This window comes from Kluyvera genomosp. 2, from assembly GCF_036759865.1.
GTDB lineage: Bacteria > Pseudomonadota > Gammaproteobacteria > Enterobacterales > Enterobacteriaceae > Kluyvera > Kluyvera ascorbata_B.
This window is the reverse complement of record NZ_JAPKIA010000020.1, coordinates 94814-111894: the sequence shown is the minus strand read 5'-3', so window position 1 is coordinate 111894 and position 17081 is coordinate 94814. Positions and strand designations below refer to the sequence as shown.

Annotated in this window: 10 protein-coding genes and 1 pseudogene; 7 read left to right on the top strand and 4 right to left on the bottom strand. The window is 57.2% G+C overall.

Annotated elements, in window-relative coordinates:
• Both V6942_RS20010 and V6942_RS20005 read left to right on the top strand, forming a co-directional pair.
• A pseudogene (locus V6942_RS20010) lies at positions 1-203 on the top strand (hypothetical protein); the annotation flags it as partial.
• Between the two features lie 155 nt (positions 204-358).
• Positions 359-3082, top strand: coding sequence for an autotransporter outer membrane beta-barrel domain-containing protein (locus V6942_RS20005; RefSeq protein ID WP_333501730.1), 2724 nt, complete (start codon positions 359-361; stop codon positions 3080-3082).
• A 43-nt stretch (positions 3083-3125) separates the two neighbouring features.
• On the opposite strand, the gene V6942_RS20000 is transcribed toward V6942_RS20005, so the two are convergent.
• Positions 3126-3752 (bottom strand): LysE family transporter, encoded by a 627-nt coding sequence (locus tag V6942_RS20000; RefSeq protein ID WP_333501729.1) that lies wholly within the window; start codon positions 3750-3752, stop codon positions 3126-3128.
• Positions 3753-4089: 337 nt separating this feature from the next.
• Here V6942_RS20000 and V6942_RS19995 point away from each other — a divergent pair, with 337 nt between their 5' ends.
• From V6942_RS19995 to urtA, 5 genes are all read left to right on the top strand, one after another.
• Positions 4090-5415: a sensor domain-containing diguanylate cyclase gene (locus tag V6942_RS19995; protein WP_333501728.1), complete on the top strand. Its 1326-nt coding sequence runs from the start codon at positions 4090-4092 to the stop codon at positions 5413-5415.
• A gap of 191 nt (positions 5416-5606) precedes the next feature.
• Entirely contained in the window at positions 5607-7409 is a 1803-nt protein-coding gene (gene atzF / locus V6942_RS19990; protein WP_333501727.1) for an allophanate hydrolase, read from the top strand.
• Complete coding sequence (uca, locus tag V6942_RS19985; protein ID WP_333501726.1) at positions 7402-11040, top strand: urea carboxylase; 3639 nt, start codon at positions 7402-7404, stop codon at positions 11038-11040. The genes atzF and uca overlap by 8 nt, the downstream gene beginning before the upstream one ends.
• Entirely contained in the window at positions 11030-11737 is a 708-nt protein-coding gene (locus tag V6942_RS19980) for a GntR family transcriptional regulator (RefSeq protein ID WP_182934638.1), read from the top strand. Before uca ends, V6942_RS19980 begins: the two co-directional genes overlap by 11 nt.
• Before the next feature lie 64 nt (positions 11738-11801).
• The gene (urtA, locus tag V6942_RS19975; RefSeq protein ID WP_106930903.1) at positions 11802-13073 is read left to right on the top strand and encodes an urea ABC transporter substrate-binding protein; all 1272 of its coding nucleotides are present in this window, start codon (positions 11802-11804) and stop codon (positions 13071-13073) included.
• A gap of 144 nt (positions 13074-13217) precedes the next feature.
• Here the strand turns inward: urtA and iutA are convergent, their stop codons facing one another.
• From iutA to V6942_RS19960, 3 genes are all read right to left on the bottom strand, one after another.
• On the bottom strand, positions 13218-15413 hold the full coding sequence (gene iutA, locus V6942_RS19970) for a ferric aerobactin receptor IutA (protein ID WP_413774317.1): 2196 nt from the start codon (positions 15411-15413) through the stop codon (positions 13218-13220).
• 458 nt (positions 15414-15871) lie between these two features.
• Complete coding sequence (locus tag V6942_RS19965; protein WP_106930899.1) at positions 15872-16348, bottom strand: DUF1348 family protein; 477 nt, start codon at positions 16346-16348, stop codon at positions 15872-15874.
• A 45-nt stretch (positions 16349-16393) separates the two neighbouring features.
• Complete coding sequence (locus V6942_RS19960; protein ID WP_182934639.1) at positions 16394-16972, bottom strand: TetR/AcrR family transcriptional regulator; 579 nt, start codon at positions 16970-16972, stop codon at positions 16394-16396.
• Between the last annotated feature and the right edge of the window lie 109 nt (positions 16973-17081).

The window sequence follows — 17081 nt, the reverse complement described above, 5'->3', positions numbered from 1 at the left end:
CGCTCCGGATGAATATGATGATCTCATATCAGGAACTTGTTCGCACCTTCCCTAAACCTGACTGTGATTCAACAGAAGAGCAGGGCAAAGTCTGGTATCTCCGGCCCGGAGATGAAGTGTTGAATACGATGTTGCGTCAGCGAGGTGATAAATACATTGTCTACAACGCAAACTTTATTAAGTTTTCAGAAGAATGCCAGTAAATAACCGGGTTGTCCGCGGCGATCGACGCTACCTCCAGCCCTAATCCGCATTTCTATTGTGGCTAATGAAATCCCGCCAGCTATAACGACTTTTTCCTACACTTGAATGCGTAACGTTGAAAAACAGGCGTACCGTTTCGGGCAGGAAATAACTCATGAGATTAACCAATCTAGCGTTGTGCTGTGCGGTGGCTTTGACATGGGGTGAGCGCGTCTGGGCCGTCGATTATCTTACCGATACCACTCTGACCAACCAGCAGATCTCTGATACGAATATGACCATCGCCTATGGAAACGGGCTGGCGGCGGTAATGAATGCCAATAACACCACATTTATCCTGACCCGTGATGTTGATATCGGCGGGCTGGGGGGCAGTGGTCTGCTCAATCTTAATCAATCAACGCTCACTTTGGGGGATGCGTTATCTCTGGGAAATGCGGGGGGCTTCCCGCTTACTCGCGCTTCTTCTGGCGTACTCAACGTGGGCAGTGGCTCCGTGGTGAATGCTCCCTTTATCACGATTGGGCAGGGCACGGCCTTCGGCGCCGGAGGTAGCGGCGTGATGAATATCGCGCAGGGCGGGACGGTTAATCTGCTGACGTCGTCAGGCTTACTGGCCATCGGTATTGATGGCGCAACGGGAACATTGAATATTGACGGTACGCTGAATCTGATGACGCTGGGGCTCGTGCTGGGCTCTGAGCTGAATAGCGGTGATGGGACCGGCACGGCGATAGTGAATATTAACCAGGGCGGGGTATTTGCCACGAATGCTCGAATGATTCTATCTGAAGCCTCCACGCAGTTTAATCTGAATGGCGGTACGCTGCTGATAAACCCGGTGGATCTCAGCGTGCCGGCCCCGGGTTTCCCTGACCATACGGTGTTTACCTTCGCCCTGCAAACGACGGCGGCATCGACTATCGAGGTCGCAAATGGGGCGCTATTTGAATCAACCGGCGGCATCAGCGGCGCAGGTAGTATTACCAAAACCGGCAGTGGTGAGATGCTGCTGGCGGGGACGAACAGCTGGCAGGGAGGCACGATTATCGCCGATGGCGTGCTGCAGGCGCAAAATAGCGGCGCATTACCAGAGGCTACGGCGTACACCATCAACGGCGGTACGCTGGATTTAAACGGCTATCCGCTCACCATGAGCAGCCTTGCGGGGAGCGGGGGCATATTACAGCTGGGCAGCGCCAATGCGCTGACGGTGGATCAGGCCAGCGATACGCAATTTGCCGGGCAGATTAGCGGCACCGGCTCGCTGACTAAAACAGGCAGCGGTACGCTGGTGCTTAGCGGCAACAGCGCCACTTATGCTGGCCCTATAGATGTGAATGCCGGTGGCGTCGAAGTGAACGGCGATCTTTCTGCCGCTGCGCTTAATGTTGCCTCTGGCGCGAAGCTATCAGGCACAGGGCAAGTCGGAGAGACGACCCTGGCGAGCGGCAGTCAGCTGATCGTCGGGCAACGGGCCGATACCAGCGCGAGGGCGGTCAATTTCACCACCGGTAGCCTGAGCAATGGCGGATTAATCACCGTTAATCGCAGCGGGGCAGCGACGGGCAGCACGCTGACGGTCAACGGTGATTACACCAGTTCAGGCGGGCGCCTGATCCTGGGGAGCTCGCTGGGAAATGACGCTTCATCAACCGCCAGGCTGCTGATTAGCGGCAATGCCAGCGGTGCCACGGACGTTCAGGTGGCCAACCTGGGCGGGAAGGGTGACGCGACGATTAATGGCATTGAAGTTGTTCAGGTAGGGGGCACTAGCCAGCCAGGGGCGTTTTATAACAGCCAGAATATCAGCGCGGGCCTGTATAACTACAGCGTTGTGCAGCGTGGGCAGAATTTTTATCTCACCAGCGATTACGTCGGGTCAGGAAGCAGCGCAAACCCGGGGGGCGCGAAAAATATCCGTGCGGTTGCCGGCGGGTATATCGCCAACCTGGCCGCCGCGAACACGCTTTTTGCGCAGCGGCTTGCCGATCGTGAAGGCAGCACGGAATATCGCGATCCGGTGACCGGGCAGCCCAGCGTGACCTCGCTTTGGCTGCGCCAGGTCGGAGGGCGCACGGCTTTTCATAGCGATAGCTTGCGGACCAGCGCTAATCGCTATGTCGCCCAGCTCGGAGGAGAGCTGGCGCACGGAAGCTTTACCGGCAGCGATCGATGGAATTTAGGGCTGATGGCGGGATATGCCAATCAGCAGGGCAATACCCGCGCCAGCCTGAGCGGCAATCGAGCGGACTCCCGGATCCACGGTTACAGCACGGGGCTGTATGCGACCTGGTATCAGAACGCCGCGCAGCGTACGGGACTGTATCTGGACAGCTGGGCTCAGTACAACGGGTTCCGTAACCGTGTCAGTGAACCCGGTCAGCCGCAAGACCGCTATGACAGTCAGGGGCTGACTGCCTCCGTTGAAAGCGGCTATACCTTTAACGTTTACCCTTCTCAACGTACGGCCGCTTATCTTCAGCCGCAGGCGCAACTGGTCTGGATGGGGGTAAACGCGGACGACCATCGAGATAACACCGGAACGCGGGTACAGGGGGAGGGCGACAATAACCTCCAGACGCGTCTTGGTCTTCGGGCATTCCTCAAAGGCCATAGCGCCGCTGACGATACCACGGGGCGCAGCTTCCAGCCCTACGTTGAAGCCAACTGGATCCATAATACGCAACGCTATGCGGTGCGGATGGATGGCGACAGCCTGAGCCAGCAAGGCGCGCGCAATATTGGTGAAGTGAAAACCGGTATTGAGGGGCAGCTCACCGCTGCCTTGAATGTGTGGGGAGGCGTTGGCGTGTCGCTAGGGGATAAAGGCTATAACGATACCTACGGCCAACTGGGGCTTGAATATCGGTTTTAGCGGCCCAGGGCACCATGGCTGAACGTCATGGTGCCCTTTATTCTCAGCTCAGCGCGACCTTAATCCCCAGCGCAATCAGCAGCCCGCCCAGCATTTTATCGACAATCTTCTGCGCTTTTGCCAGCCCACGACGTACCGGGGCGCTCTGAATAAGAACCACCAGCAGCGGCCACCACACGATAGACACCGCCAGAATGACTCCTGCATACCACAGCTTTTCGGCCACGCCGGAGTTAACGTTCAGCACCTGGGTAAAAATCGACAGGAAAAATAGCGTTGCTTTGGGGTTGAGCAGGTTGCACAGATAGCCCTGAATAAACGCTCTTTTCAGCGTGGTTTCCTGCGGGGCGATATGGGTCACGTCCATGCTCTTGTGCCCGCGCGCCAGCAGCGCCAGCAGGCCCACCCAGATGAGATACGCCGCACCGGCATATTTCAGAATATCGAATAGCCACGGCGTGGTGGTGATCACCACCGCCAGCCCGGCGACGCAGTAGGACATGTGTGTTAACACGCCCCCGGTGATGCCCAGCGCGGTCATCATTGCCGGAAGACGGCGGTAGCGCGCCGCATTTTTGATAACCATAAAGAAATCAGGGCCAGGAGACAGAATGCCGAGCGTGGCAATCGACGCAACAAACGCCGTTGCCCCCAAAGACGGTATAAACATGGAGTGAACCTCTTATCAGGAAGGCGGATAAATTAGATCTTGATCACACTCCCAACTATGACCAGCATCAACGATTCTTGTGATTCTGCGGCCCGAAGGCGGTGTCAGCGCGTGGCGAGAGCAAGTGCATGGCTATGCGTATAAAGTGAAAATATATATAGCACTATATGATTTCCAGTCATTGAACTCTGAAAATGACCTCGCCATAATGGCGGCAAAAAAATTCAACGCGTTGTTTTACGACTTGATTGGGATAGGAGGATGATAATAAATGTCTTTTATTATCGATTGTCAGCATGGCAAGGAGGTATCTATCCCTTAATTGTCGTGGTTATCAATGAAAAAATTATCGTTATTAGGCATATTTGCTATCGTACTGTTTTTCTTCATTGCCGTTGCCTTTTTGATGTCGCCGTTTATTTATCAAAATAGGGTGAGTGGGCTCAGTCTCTACCCGATTATTGCGGCATTTCTCTGTGTTATTCAGCTACAGATTGCCAGCGTAGCGACGATGAGTTATTTATGCCATGTAGAGAAAAGCTATCTGCTGCCCTTTGTACTGATGTTTGGTCTGTCCGGACTGTTTTTTATTCTGGCAATTAAACTGTGGTTCGTCTTTCAATTCCTTCCGGAGGCATTTTTTGCCAATGTTTCCGATCTGTATTTGCTCAGAAATATCGTGATCGGCATATTTTTTGGTGCCATCCTGTATCTGTATTATAAAAAAGAGGCTGTATCAAACGCCCGCTTGCTGGCGGGTATTATGGTCGGTGGGTTAGGGCTGAGTATTCTCATTATGGCGCTGTACCTGATCGTACCGCAGGCGTTTAGCGAGCGTTTTGCCATGATGAAGCGCAGCGCCCCGTCCTTACCTTTTTATGTGCTGGCACCGCTTTGGCTAGGGGCCGCCATAGGGCTGCTGATGCGTATTGAACTCCGTTCCTTCTTTTGGTTCAGCATGTTTATTACCGCGGTATCGAATCTACTGAGCCTGGCCGCGACCTATCTGCTGTGGCCCGTATATCCCGGCGGGTGGTACGTTTCCCGGGCGACGGAAAGTATCGGCATCATGCTGATTATGATTGCGCTGATGTCGGATATTTTCAGCCGCTATCAGAATTCCTGCCGAGCCTATGCTCAATCTTATGAGAATTCGGTTCGGGACCCCATGACCGGCTTATATCACCGGGGTTATTTCTATGAGCAACTCAGCCGAATCGTTGCCTGGGCTTCACCCGGCCAGCCGGTAAGCCTGATTTTTTGCGATCTCGACCATTTTAAGAACATTAATGATACCTACGGCCATTTGCAGGGCGACCGGGTCATTATTCATCTGGCGCAGATGATGATGAACACGGTGCGTCAGCACGATATTGTCGCGCGGATTGGCGGTGAAGAGTTTGCCATTATTTTACAAAATACCGATATGCACAAAGCCACGATCATTGCCGAGCGCCTGCGTCGTCATGTTGAAATAGCCACGCCTGAATCGACCGGAAATGATTTTCCAAAAAAGATTACATTAAGTCTTGGCATTGCCAGTACCCGTGAAAATACACTTTTAGCCAATGAACTGGCGCACATGGCAGACAGTGCGTTATATACGGCGAAACGTCAGGGAAGAAACAGGGTAGCGGTCTATCATCATAATTTAATATTCTGATGTCGAGTTCAATGTATTAATTTTTACAATAGATAGTGCACTGTCATTGCTCGTAAATGTTCTTTGATGGTGCGCGCTAACATTAATATGAAAATCGTTTTTATTTTAATTCCTTACATTACAGTGAATTAAACATCTGGCACAGCCCTTGCTAATTGAATTCCATCTTGTATACCAACAGGAATTCAACGATGGCATTAATGACTGGAAAAACGCTGGACGGCTGGCGTCGCGATATCAGACAAAATAGCGAAGCGGTTTTCACTCTCTTACAGACGCATATTCAGGCGCTGGCGACAGATGACAACGCGTGGCTGGCGATCGCCAATGACGAGCAGCTGTGGGCGCAGCTGGACGCGTTGCTTCCCCTCTACCGGGAGGATCCTGACGCGCTGCCCTTATTTGGTGTGCCCTTTGCGGTGAAGGATAACGTCGACGTCGCGGGCTGGACGACGACCGCGGCCTGCCCGGCATTTGCCTACGTTGCCGGGGAAGACGCCACGGCGGTGGCCCGACTGAAAGCCGCTGGCGCCATCGTGATTGGCAAAACCAACCTTGACCAGTTTGCCACCGGGCTGGTGGGCACCCGCTCACCGTTCGGCGCGGTGGTGAATAGCTTTAACCCCGACTACGTCAGCGGTGGCTCCAGCTCCGGCTCGGCCTCCGTGGTGGCGCGCGGTCTGGTACCGTTCGCGTTGGGTACGGATACTGCCGGCTCCGGGCGCGTGCCCGCGGGGTTCAACAATATTGTCGGCCTCAAGCCGACGAAAGGCTGGCTGTCGGCAAAAGGCGTGGTTCCTGCCTGCCGCCTGAACGACACGCTGTCGGTCTTTGCGCTGACGGTGGATGATGCTTTTACCGTTGCCACCCTTGCAGGCGGCTACGATGCCGAAGACGCCTACTCCCGCGTCCATCCGGCGACCGTGCCAGCCGCCCTTCCGGCTCAGCCGGTGTTTGCCGTGCCTGACGTACTGAACTTCTTCGGTGATACGCAGGCGCAGGCCGCCTGGGAACGGGCGCTCGATGTGCTGCGTGAAAGCGGCGTAGCGCTCAAGCCCATTGATTTCTCAGCCTTCTCTCAGCTAGCGGAACAGCTATACCAGGGGCCGTGGGTAGCCGAACGTACCGCGGCGGTCGGCGAGATGCTGCAACACCCTGAACAGATGGATCCTACCGTTCACCGCATTATCTCCGCCGGGCTGAACTACAGCGCTGTAGAGGCCTTCAAGGCGGAATATCTGCGCGCCGAGCTGACGCAAAAAATCCAGCGCGCGCTGGCTGAGGTCGATGCGCTGGTTGTTCCGACCTCACCCACCATCCATACCCTTGCCGAGATGCAGCAGGAGCCGATTCGCTTTAACTCGCAGTTCGGCACCTACACCAACTTCACCAACCTGGCAGATCTCTCTGCCCTGGCGCTGCCCGCGCCGATGCGCGCCGATGGCCTGCCTGCCGGCATCACGCTGATCGCCCCGGCATGGCACGACCGCGCGCTGGCGGCGTTTGGCCTGCGCTGGCAACAGCAGTTGGCGCTGCCGCTGGGCGCCACCGGGCGGCCGCTCAGCCAGAACGCAGGCACGCTGCCGCTCTCCGCACAGCACGTCCGCGTGGCGGTCGTTGGCGCGCACCTGCGCGGCATGCCGCTTAACTTCCAGCTAACGACCCGATGCGCGGCGTTTGTCGAAGCAACCCAGACCGCGCCGCACTACCGCCTGTTTGCGCTGGCCAACACCCAGCCGCAGAAGCCGGGCATTGCGCGCGATGCCGCCGGTGCGGCGATAGAGGTCGAGCTGTGGGATATCCCGCTGGCGCGCTTTGGTGAATTTGTCGCGGAAATCCCGGCCCCGCTGGGGATGGGGTCGCTGGAGCTTAGCGACGGCCGCTGGGTAAAAGGCTTTATCTGTGAACCGGCAGCGCTGCACGACGCCGTGGACATTACCGAATTCAAGGGCTGGCGCCACTGGATTGCCCGCAAGGAGAACGACCATGTTTAACACTGTCCTGATTGCTAACCGTGGTGAAATTGCCTGCCGCGCCATTCGTACTCTGAAGCGTCTGGGGATCACCAGCGTCGCGGTTTACTCAGATGCAGACAAAAACGCCGAGCACGTGAAGCAGGCCGACATCGCCCTGGCGCTGGGCGGCGAGAAAGCGAGCGACAGCTACCTGAAAATAGAGCGCATTATTGCCGCCGCTCGCGAAAGCGGGGCGCAGGCCATCTGGCCTGGCTACGGCTTTCTCTCGGAAAGCCTGGCGTTTGCTGACGCCTGCGATCGTGCGGGGATTGTTTTTATTGGTCCGACCGCGCAGCAGATTGGCGAGTTTGGTCTGAAGCACCGCGCTCGCGAGCTGGCCGCTCAGGCGGGCGTACCGATGACGCCGGGCACCGGACTGCTCAACTCGCTTGATGAGGCGCTGGCCGCTGCGCAGCAAATTGGTTACCCGGTGATGTTAAAAAGTACCGCCGGCGGCGGCGGTATTGGCCTGACGCGCTGCGCGGACGCCGAAGCGCTGGCGCAGGCCTGGGAGAGCGTGCGCCGCCTGGGTGAGCAGTTCTTTAGCGATGCAGGCGTATTCGTCGAGCGCTGCGTTGACCGCGCGCGCCATATCGAAGTGCAGATTTTTGGCGATGGCAAAGGCAACGTGGTGGCGCTCGGCGAGCGCGACTGTTCACTCCAGCGCCGCAACCAGAAAGTCGTGGAAGAAACGCCCGCGCCGAACCTGCCAGCCGCCACCCGCACCGCGTTGCTCAACGCCGCCGTGCAGTTAGGCAAACTGGTCAACTATCGCAGTGCCGGCACGGTTGAGTTCATCTACGACGCCGCGCTGGATGCCTTTTATTTCCTTGAGGTGAACACCCGCCTGCAGGTTGAGCATCCGGTGACCGAGAGCGTGACCGGGTTGGACCTGGTGGAGTGTATGCTGCGCGTGGCGGCTGATGAATCCATCGACTGGGCGCGGCTGGCTCAGGCACCGCAGGGGGCGGCCATCGAGGTGCGCATCTACGCCGAAAACCCGCTGAAAAACTTCCAGCCCGCCCCCGGCATTCTCACCGAAGTGGTGTTTCCGGACGACGTGCGGATTGATACCGGCGTGACCACCGGCAGCGAAGTCTCTGCATTTTACGATCCGATGATCGCCAAGCTGATTGTGCACGCCGACACCCGCGAAGCCGCGCTGGCGAAGCTACGCACGGCGCTGAACGCCACGCGCCTGCACGGCATTGCCACCAACCTTGACTACCTGCGGCAGATTACCGCCAGCGATGCCTTTGTCGACGGTACGGCATGGACGCGTATGCTCGACGGCGTGGTGGCGCAGTCGCCGGTGGTTGAGGTGATTCAGGCGGGGACCTGGAGCAGCATACAGGATTACCCCGGCCGTCAGGGTTACTGGGATATCGGCGTACCGCCGTCAGGCCCGATGGACGATTTTGCCTTCCGCCTGGCCAACCGCATTGTCGGCAACCATGAATCGGCGGCGGGGCTGGAATTTACGCTTCAGGGGCCCGTGCTGCATTTCCACAGCGATGCACTGATTGCTCTGACCGGCGCCGACTGCCAGGCGCAGCTTGATGGCGAGGCCGTTGCGCTGTGGCAGCCGGTAGCGGTCAGGGCCGGGCAAACGCTGACGCTCGGGCGCGCACAGACCGGCTGTCGAGGCTATCTGGCGGTGCGCAACGGTTTCGACGTGCCGGAGTATCTCGGCAGCCGCTCCACCTTCGCGCTGGGGCAGTTTGGCGGACACGCCGGGCGCACGCTGAAGGTGGCCGATCAGCTGCCGATTTCTCGTCCTGAGCTCGCCGCCTGCACCACGCCTGCGCCGATTAGCGAGGCTAGGGCGCTGTCGCCGGCGCTGATCCCACGCTACGGGGAGATCTGGCGGATTGGCGTGCTCTACGGGCCGCACGGCGCGCCGGACTTTTTCACCCAGGAAGCGATTGACGCATTTTTTGCCAGCGATTGGCAGGTTCATTACAACTCCAACCGCCTCGGCGTGCGCCTGGTGGGCCCGAAACCGAGCTGGACACGGCCCAACGGCGGCGAGGCGGGGCTTCACCCGTCCAACGTGCACGACTGCGAATACGCCATCGGGGCCATCAACTTCACCGGTGACTTCCCGGTGATCCTCACCCGCGATGGCCCCAGCCTTGGCGGTTTTGTCTGCCCGGTGACGATCGCCAAAGCCGAGCTGTGGAAAGTGGGGCAGGTGAAGCCGGGCGATCGTATCCGTTTTTACCCCATCAGCGTGGAAGATGCAGTGGCGCGTGAAAATGCGCTGGATCGCAGCATCGAAACGCTGCAAACCACCGCGCTGCCCGCGTTTCCGGTGCCGTCGCTGGCCGACCGTGACGGCGTTTCTGCCGCCGGGCTGGTTTCTCTGCCAGCCAGCGCTACGTCGCCGGCCATTGTTTATCGCCAGGCCGGAGATAACTACATCCTGATTGAGTACGGTGAAAACGTGCTGGATCTGGCGCTGCGCCTGCGGGTTCACGTACTGATGGCGCATCTGCGCGATCTGGCTCATCCGGGCATTAAAGAGCTGTCGCCCGGCGTGCGCTCGTTGCAGGTGCGTTACGACAGCCGCGAAATCAGCCAACAGGCGCTGGTGGCGCTGCTGCTGGAGCAGGAAGCGCGTATTGGTGATGTCAGCCAGATGAAGGTGCCGTCGCGTATTGTGCATCTGCCGATGGCGTTTGAGGACAGCGCGACGCTGGACGCCGTGAGCCGCTACGCCGATACCGTCCGCGCCAGCGCGCCGTGGCTGCCGAATAACGTTGATTTTATTCAGCGTATCAATGGGCTGGCGAGCCGTGAGGCGGTGAAGGAGACAATCTTTGACGCCAGCTATCTGATTCTTGGCCTTGGCGATGTTTACCTTGGCGCGCCGTGCGCCGTGCCGGTCGATCCGCGCCATCGCCTGCTGAGCTCTAAATATAACCCGGCGCGCACCTTCACTGCGGAAGGTACCGTCGGTATTGGCGGCATGTATATGTGCATTTACGGCATGGACTCGCCGGGTGGCTACCAGCTGGTGGGGCGCACATTGCCTATCTGGAATAAATTCCTCAAAAACGAGCAGTTCAGCGCCGGTGAACCGTGGCTACTGCGCTTCTTTGACCAGGTCCGTTTCTATCCGGTCAGCGAGACGGAGCTGGATCGGCTGCGTGACGATTTCCGTGAAGGGCGCGCGGCAGTTCGTATTGAAGAGACGACGTTCGACTTCCAGGAACATCTGCGCTTCCTCGATGCTCATGCTGAGGATATTGCCCAGTTCCGCCAGCGCCAGTCCGCCGCGTTTGAGGAAGAGGTGGCGCGCTGGCAGCTCGACGAGCAGCAGGCCGTGATTGAAAGTCCGCTACCGATCGAGGACGTCACCCTGGATGACGGCGCGCTGGCGGTGACCGCCGATATGAACGGCAATATCTGGAAAGTGCTGGTGGCCCCGGGTGAGGCAGTAGACGCAGGGCAGCCTCTGATCATCGTCGAAGCCATGAAGATGGAGCTGGCTATCCACGCGCCGCAGGCGGGGGTCGTTAAACGTATCGGCTGTCAGCCGGGGCGTCCGGTCAGCCCCGGCGACGCGCTGCTGTGGCTCGAGCAGGAGGCCGTCTATGACGAATGATAACGACTGCGTGGGCAAGAAACGCCAGGCCGGGTTAGCTGAGCGAATCTATCTGGCGCTGAAAAACGACATTTTTGATTTCCGGTTGATGCCGGGCGAGCACTTCAGCGAAAACGAAATTTCCGAGCGCATGGCGGCGAGCAGGACGCCGGTGCGTCAGGCGCTGTTCTGGCTCGAGCATGAAGGCTATGTGCAGGTGTATTCGCGCAGCGGCTGGCAGGTAAAACCGTTCGATTTTACCTATTTTGAGGCGCTGTACGACTTTCGCATTGTCCTTGAGATGGAGGCGGTGAAGCGCCTGTGCATGATGTCGGCTGAGGCCAGGCGTGAGCATCTGACGCCGCTGCTGGCCTTCTGGTGCGACGCACCGCAGATGGCGCCGGGCAAGGCGCTATCACGTCAGGATGAAGCGTTCCACACCGCGCTGGTGCGTGCCACGGGCAACAGCGAAATGGTCCGCGTGCATGTGGAACTGACCGAGAAAATGCGCATCATCCGCCACCTCGACTTTACCCGCGAGGACCGGGTCGATGCCACCTACAGCGAACATGCCCAGGTTCTTGAGGCGATTTCGCAACAGCAGATGGAAGAGGCGCAGCGGATCCTCACTGCGCATATTTCCCAGAGTAAAGCCGAGGTCAGAAAAATAACCTTACACCGGCTTCAGCAGGCCCGTTTGCAACCCGTTTCACCGTAGCTGTGGTTCCGCCCCATTTTGCTGGGGCACATTTATCACTCAATATCGTTTAGGGGTTTTGGTCATGAAAAGACGTTCTTTACTGAAAGCATTTGCCCTGTCGGCCACCTTTTTGAGCATGGGCTTCTCTTTGCAGGCGTACGCAGCAGACACCATTAAAGTGGGGATTATGCATTCCCTGTCGGGCACGATGGCTATTTCCGAAACGCCGCTCAAGGACGTGGCGCTGATGACGATTGATGAAATCAACGCCAAGGGCGGCGTGTTGGGCAAGAAGCTGGAGCCGGTGGTGGTTGATCCGGCATCCAACTGGCCGCTGTTTGCTGAAAAGGCGCGCCAGCTGCTGACTCAGGACAAAGCCGCTGTGGTGTTCGGCTGTTGGACATCGGTTTCGCGTAAATCGGTGCTGCCGGTATTCGAAGAGCTAAACGGCCTGCTGTTCTACCCGGTGCAGTACGAAGGGGAAGAGATGTCGCCAAACGTCTTCTACACCGGCGCGGCGCCGAACCAACAGGCGATTCCGGCGGTGGAGTACATGATGAGCGAGGATGGCGGCAGCGCGAAGCGCTTCTTCCTGCTGGGGACCGATTACGTCTATCCGCGCACCACCAACAAGATTCTGCGCGCGTTCCTGCATTCGAAAGGGGTTCAGGATAAAGATATCGAAGAGGTGTATACCCCGTTCGGCTATAGCGACTACCAGACCATCGTTGCCAACATCAAAAAATTCTCCGCTGGCGGGAAAACGGCGGTGATCTCCACCATCAACGGTGACTCCAACGTACCGTTCTACAAAGAGCTGGCGAATCAGGGTATTAAAGCGACCGACGTGCCGGTGGTGGCGTTCTCCGTGGGTGAAGAAGAGCTGCGCGGGATTGATACCAAACCGCTGGTCGGCCATCTGGCGGCGTGGAACTACTTCGAGTCCGTCAGCAATCCGGTGAATACGAAGTTTGTCGCCGACTACCGCGCCTACGCCAAAGCACATAAGCTGCCAAATGCGGATACGGTGGTGACTAACGATCCGATGGAAGCGACCTATGTCGGTATCCATATGTGGGCACAGGCGGTTGAAAAAGCGGGCACCACCGATGTGGATAAAGTGCGCGCGGCGATGGCGGGGCAAACCTTCAATGCGCCAAGCGGTTTTACCCTGACGATGGATGCCACCAACCATCACCTGCACAAGCCGGTGATGATCGGCGAAATCGAAGAGAACGGTCAGTTTAACGTGGTGTGGAACACCGATAAACCGGTGCGTGCCCAGCCGTGGAGCCCGTACATTGCCGGTAACGATAAGAAGCCGGATACGCCGGTGAAAACGGGCGGTAAGTAAGGTTCGCTCGCGGATAAGGGGGGCCGAGTGTCTGCCCCCCTCACTCTGACCCTCTCTCCGAGGGGGAGAGGGGGAGGGTTAACGTACAGTCATCAAAGATATTTTCAGATCTTCCCTGCCAACGCCTCCCCAGGGCTTCTCATATCAGAACAGTACTGAGTAGTTCATCCCAAACGTCCGGCCACGGCCTTTGTAGTCATACAGCGAGGCAGGGCCATAGCCCGGGCTGTAGTACATCGGCGCGCGTTGTCCCCAGACGGTGGTGTAGTCGCGGTCAAAGAGGTTTTCAATGCTAAAGCTCAGTTTCCCTACCGGCAACGCATAGCTGCCAAGCAGATCGACCGTCGTGTAGCCATCAATCTCATTACCTGCATCATCGCTCAGCTTAAAGGACGTGGTGCTCTGCACGCGCAGGCTCCACGGGTCCGGTGCCCAGCCGATGTAGGCCGTCGCTTTCGACGGGCTCGCCACCTTCACGTCATATTTCTGCCAGCTGCCGTCCACCTTTGATTCGGTTTTCAGTACGTTGAAATTCCCCCCGGCGCTCCAGTCGCTGTCTGGAATAAAGTAATCCACCGCGCCCTCTACGCCGTAGATGCGGCGCTTATCGTCCACCACGCTGATGGTCAGATCTTTATTCGCCTGCACGTTTTTGTCGGACAACGAGTAGTAGGCGGCGATCTGCGTGCGCAGGTTGTCGCCGGTGTAGCGCCAGCCGAGTTCGTAGGAGTTCACCTTGATCCCTTCGAGCTTGCTGTCGTCGACGTTGACGCTGTTCACCAGCGGCAGATGGCCGTTCACCGCCTTTCCGTATTGCCCGCGACCATAGTATTTACCCGGATCCGGGAGTTCGACGCCCTGAGAGAAGTTAAACCACGTCTGCTGGCGCTCGGTAAGGTGTACTAACAGACCGGCGTTAAAGAGGTAATTATCGTAGTCGGTTGAGCCGCCGGGAATGGCGTCGGCGGAACGGGCGCTGCCGTCGGCAATTAAACGTTGCTCGTTGTAGCCCACGAAATCGTCGACGCGGTTCTCGGTGTACTGGTAGCGCACGCCGCCGCTGAGGGTGAAGATTTCGTTGATATCGTAGCTCGACTGCAGGAACGCGGCCAGGTTGCTGATATCGTAGCTCGGGTAGCGTCCGGTGGTGTATATCTGCTGGTTGTTTAAGCCGCCGGAGGCGTTGGCCTTTTGCTTATCGAAATACATCTGATTAGAGGTGAAGCGCTCGTGATCGGCATCCAGTCCGTAGGTGAGCTGCCAGCCGTCCAACGGCGTGCTGTTGAGCGTTAGCTTCGCGCCGTACTGGTTTGTGTCCTGCTGCGATGACGAGAAGCTTGTCAGGTTGAAGTTTTTATCCACGCTCGGGAAAGGGTAGAACTTCAAGGATTCATCGCGATAGTAAACCTGACCGACCAGCTCCTGGCCGAGGAAATCGCTGTTGGAATACTGCAGGCTCATCAGGTGGCGTTCGGTACCGGGAATACGGTCGGAGCTGAGGCCGCTGCTGACGTACGGTTTGCTTTTACCGGTGAGGGCAGAAAAATCTTTCCCCAGGTTCAGGCCGTAGTCATCGTCTCCCTGGCTTTTATAGTACTGCGTCACTAGCTGTAGCTGCTGCGTTTCATTGATATTCAGCGTGCCGGTACCCATCACATCGAGACGGTCGGAGTACTGCAGCCCGGTTTGGGTGTTATCCAGCAGGGTGGCATCGCCGTTGCCATCATACCAGCCGCCAAACTTCTGATACGCCACCGACAGCCGTCCGGCAATATGATCGTTGCCGCCTGAAACGGCGCTGGCAACGCGTTCATCGTGATCTTTGCTGCTGTTGAAGCCGCTTTTCGTACCGGCTTCAAACTCCACCTGAGTTTCCGGCTGGCCCTTTTTGGTCACGATATTAATCAGGCCACCGGTACTGCCGCCGCCGTACAGCGAGGTCGCGCCGGAGATGACTTCAATATGTTCGATATTGAAGGGGTCTATGGAGTCCAGCTGGCGGCTGTCGGTGCGCGAAGAGTTGAGGCGTACGCCGTCAATCAGCACCACCAGCGGGCGACCGCGTACGTTCATGCCGTAGTTGGTGCGGCTCTGGCTACTTACGTCAAGGCCGGGGATCAGCTGGGCCAGCGCATCTTTGAGCTCTTTACCGCCCTGTATCTGCTGCTCCAGTTCGGCGTTTTCAATCACCCAGGTGGTCTGCGCCATTTCCGCTACCGTGCGGTTGCTACGGTTGGCGGAGATCACCATGCTTTCATCATCGGTAGTTTGCGCCACCGCGGGTGCCATCATGGCGAGAAGTAAAGGGTTGAGCGCCCAGAGGCTCTTTTTGATCGTCATCATCATCATTCCTGCGCATGGGCCGATAAAGGGCGGCCCAAAAATGCGTTCCGTGAGTTAAAGAAGCAGCGTAGCGCTGCAGTTTTCCCGGATACCGCGGCGTCGCTGAATCTGACGGCGATCTCCTGAGTGGGGGCAAATCACTTCCAGCGAGCGTCTGCGGCTCGTCCAGAATGCATTAGGCGTGATAATGAGAATTTTGCAGATAATGTTTCTCATTATCAACATTTGTTTCGATTTTTGTTAAAAAATTTATATGCGTGTTAACGCCAGGCAGGAGGGAACCTCGCCCGTCGCACGTTTAAAGAGAAGAATGAAAATGTTGAAGGGGCTGTGTCCCCTGAATTTGCGTGCGAGCAATGAGCAGAGGGTAAAACGGCCGGCCGATGAAGCCGACGGGTTGAGTAAAGCCCGGTCACGACGGATGTGGCGGGCCTTACTCGTGATAGCTCAAGGCATTACAGACCCAGGTCAGACAGGCCTGGGTGATCGTCAGGACGACGCCCCAGTGGCCAGAAGAATTTGCGCTCGCTTTCTTTGATTGGCATGTCATTGATACATGCGAAGCGACGTTTCATCAGACCGTCGGCCTCAAACTCCCAGTTTTCGTTACCGTAAGAACGGAACCAGTTACCTGAGTCATCATGCCATTCGTAAGCGTAACGGACGGCGATACGGTTTCCACCAAACGCCCACAGCTCTTTGATGAGTCGGTACTCGAGCTCTTTTTTCCACTTACGCGCGAGGAACCCTTCGGCTTCTTCACGATGACTCGCGAATTCGGTACGGTTACGCCATTGGGTATCCAGCGAGTAAGCCAGCGCGACTTTTGCCGCGTCGCGGGTGTTCCAGCCGTCTTCAGCCAGACGGACTTTCTCAATGGCCGTTTCCAGCGTGAAGGGCGGAAGCGGCGGACGTACGGGTGTGTCAGTCATGGTAAAATTCCTGTTCGTGTCGGTTTTAGGGAATCGCCCTAATCGTTACTCAGGCCCGGCCGAGAGCCGTTCCAGCAAAACGTTTGCCACGTTCCGTGCGTCGTCAGCGGCGTTCCGATCGCCCATCACGTATGTCATGGTGATTGCCCCCTCGATCAACATCAGCAGCTGTCTGGCCAGAACGACAGGGTGTTCTGCGTGCAGCTGCTCGCAGAGCGCGATCGTGTAATCCAGCAGTTTCTGCTTATGCATTTTTGCTATCTGGCGAACAGGATCGTCCGGGTCTCCCACTTCTCCGGCTGTGTTGATAAAGGCACAGCCGCGGAAGCCTTCGGACTCAAACCAGCTTTTCAGAACGGTGAACATGTTCAGAATGCGATCCCGAGGCGTTTCGCCTTTATCCGACTCGGTTCTGAACCACTGCATCCACCGTTCGTCACGCGCATTCAACGCGGCCGATGCCACGTCCTCCTTGTTCGCAAAATAGCGATAAATACTCTTCCTTGCGACGCCTGAGGTCTTTACCAGAAGGTCCATGCCCGTGGCGTGGATGCCGTTCTGATAGATAAGCTGTTCAGCGGTGGCGAGGATTTTTTCTCGTGTGTCACTTGGTTTTCTGTTCATGCTTTAAAGGTAGAACGATCGTTCTACCTGATCAAGTGTTAATCATGGATGATGTTTAGGCAGAGGAGGGGATGTTTAAAAAGTGCTTTTAAATCAATTAAAAGTCAGT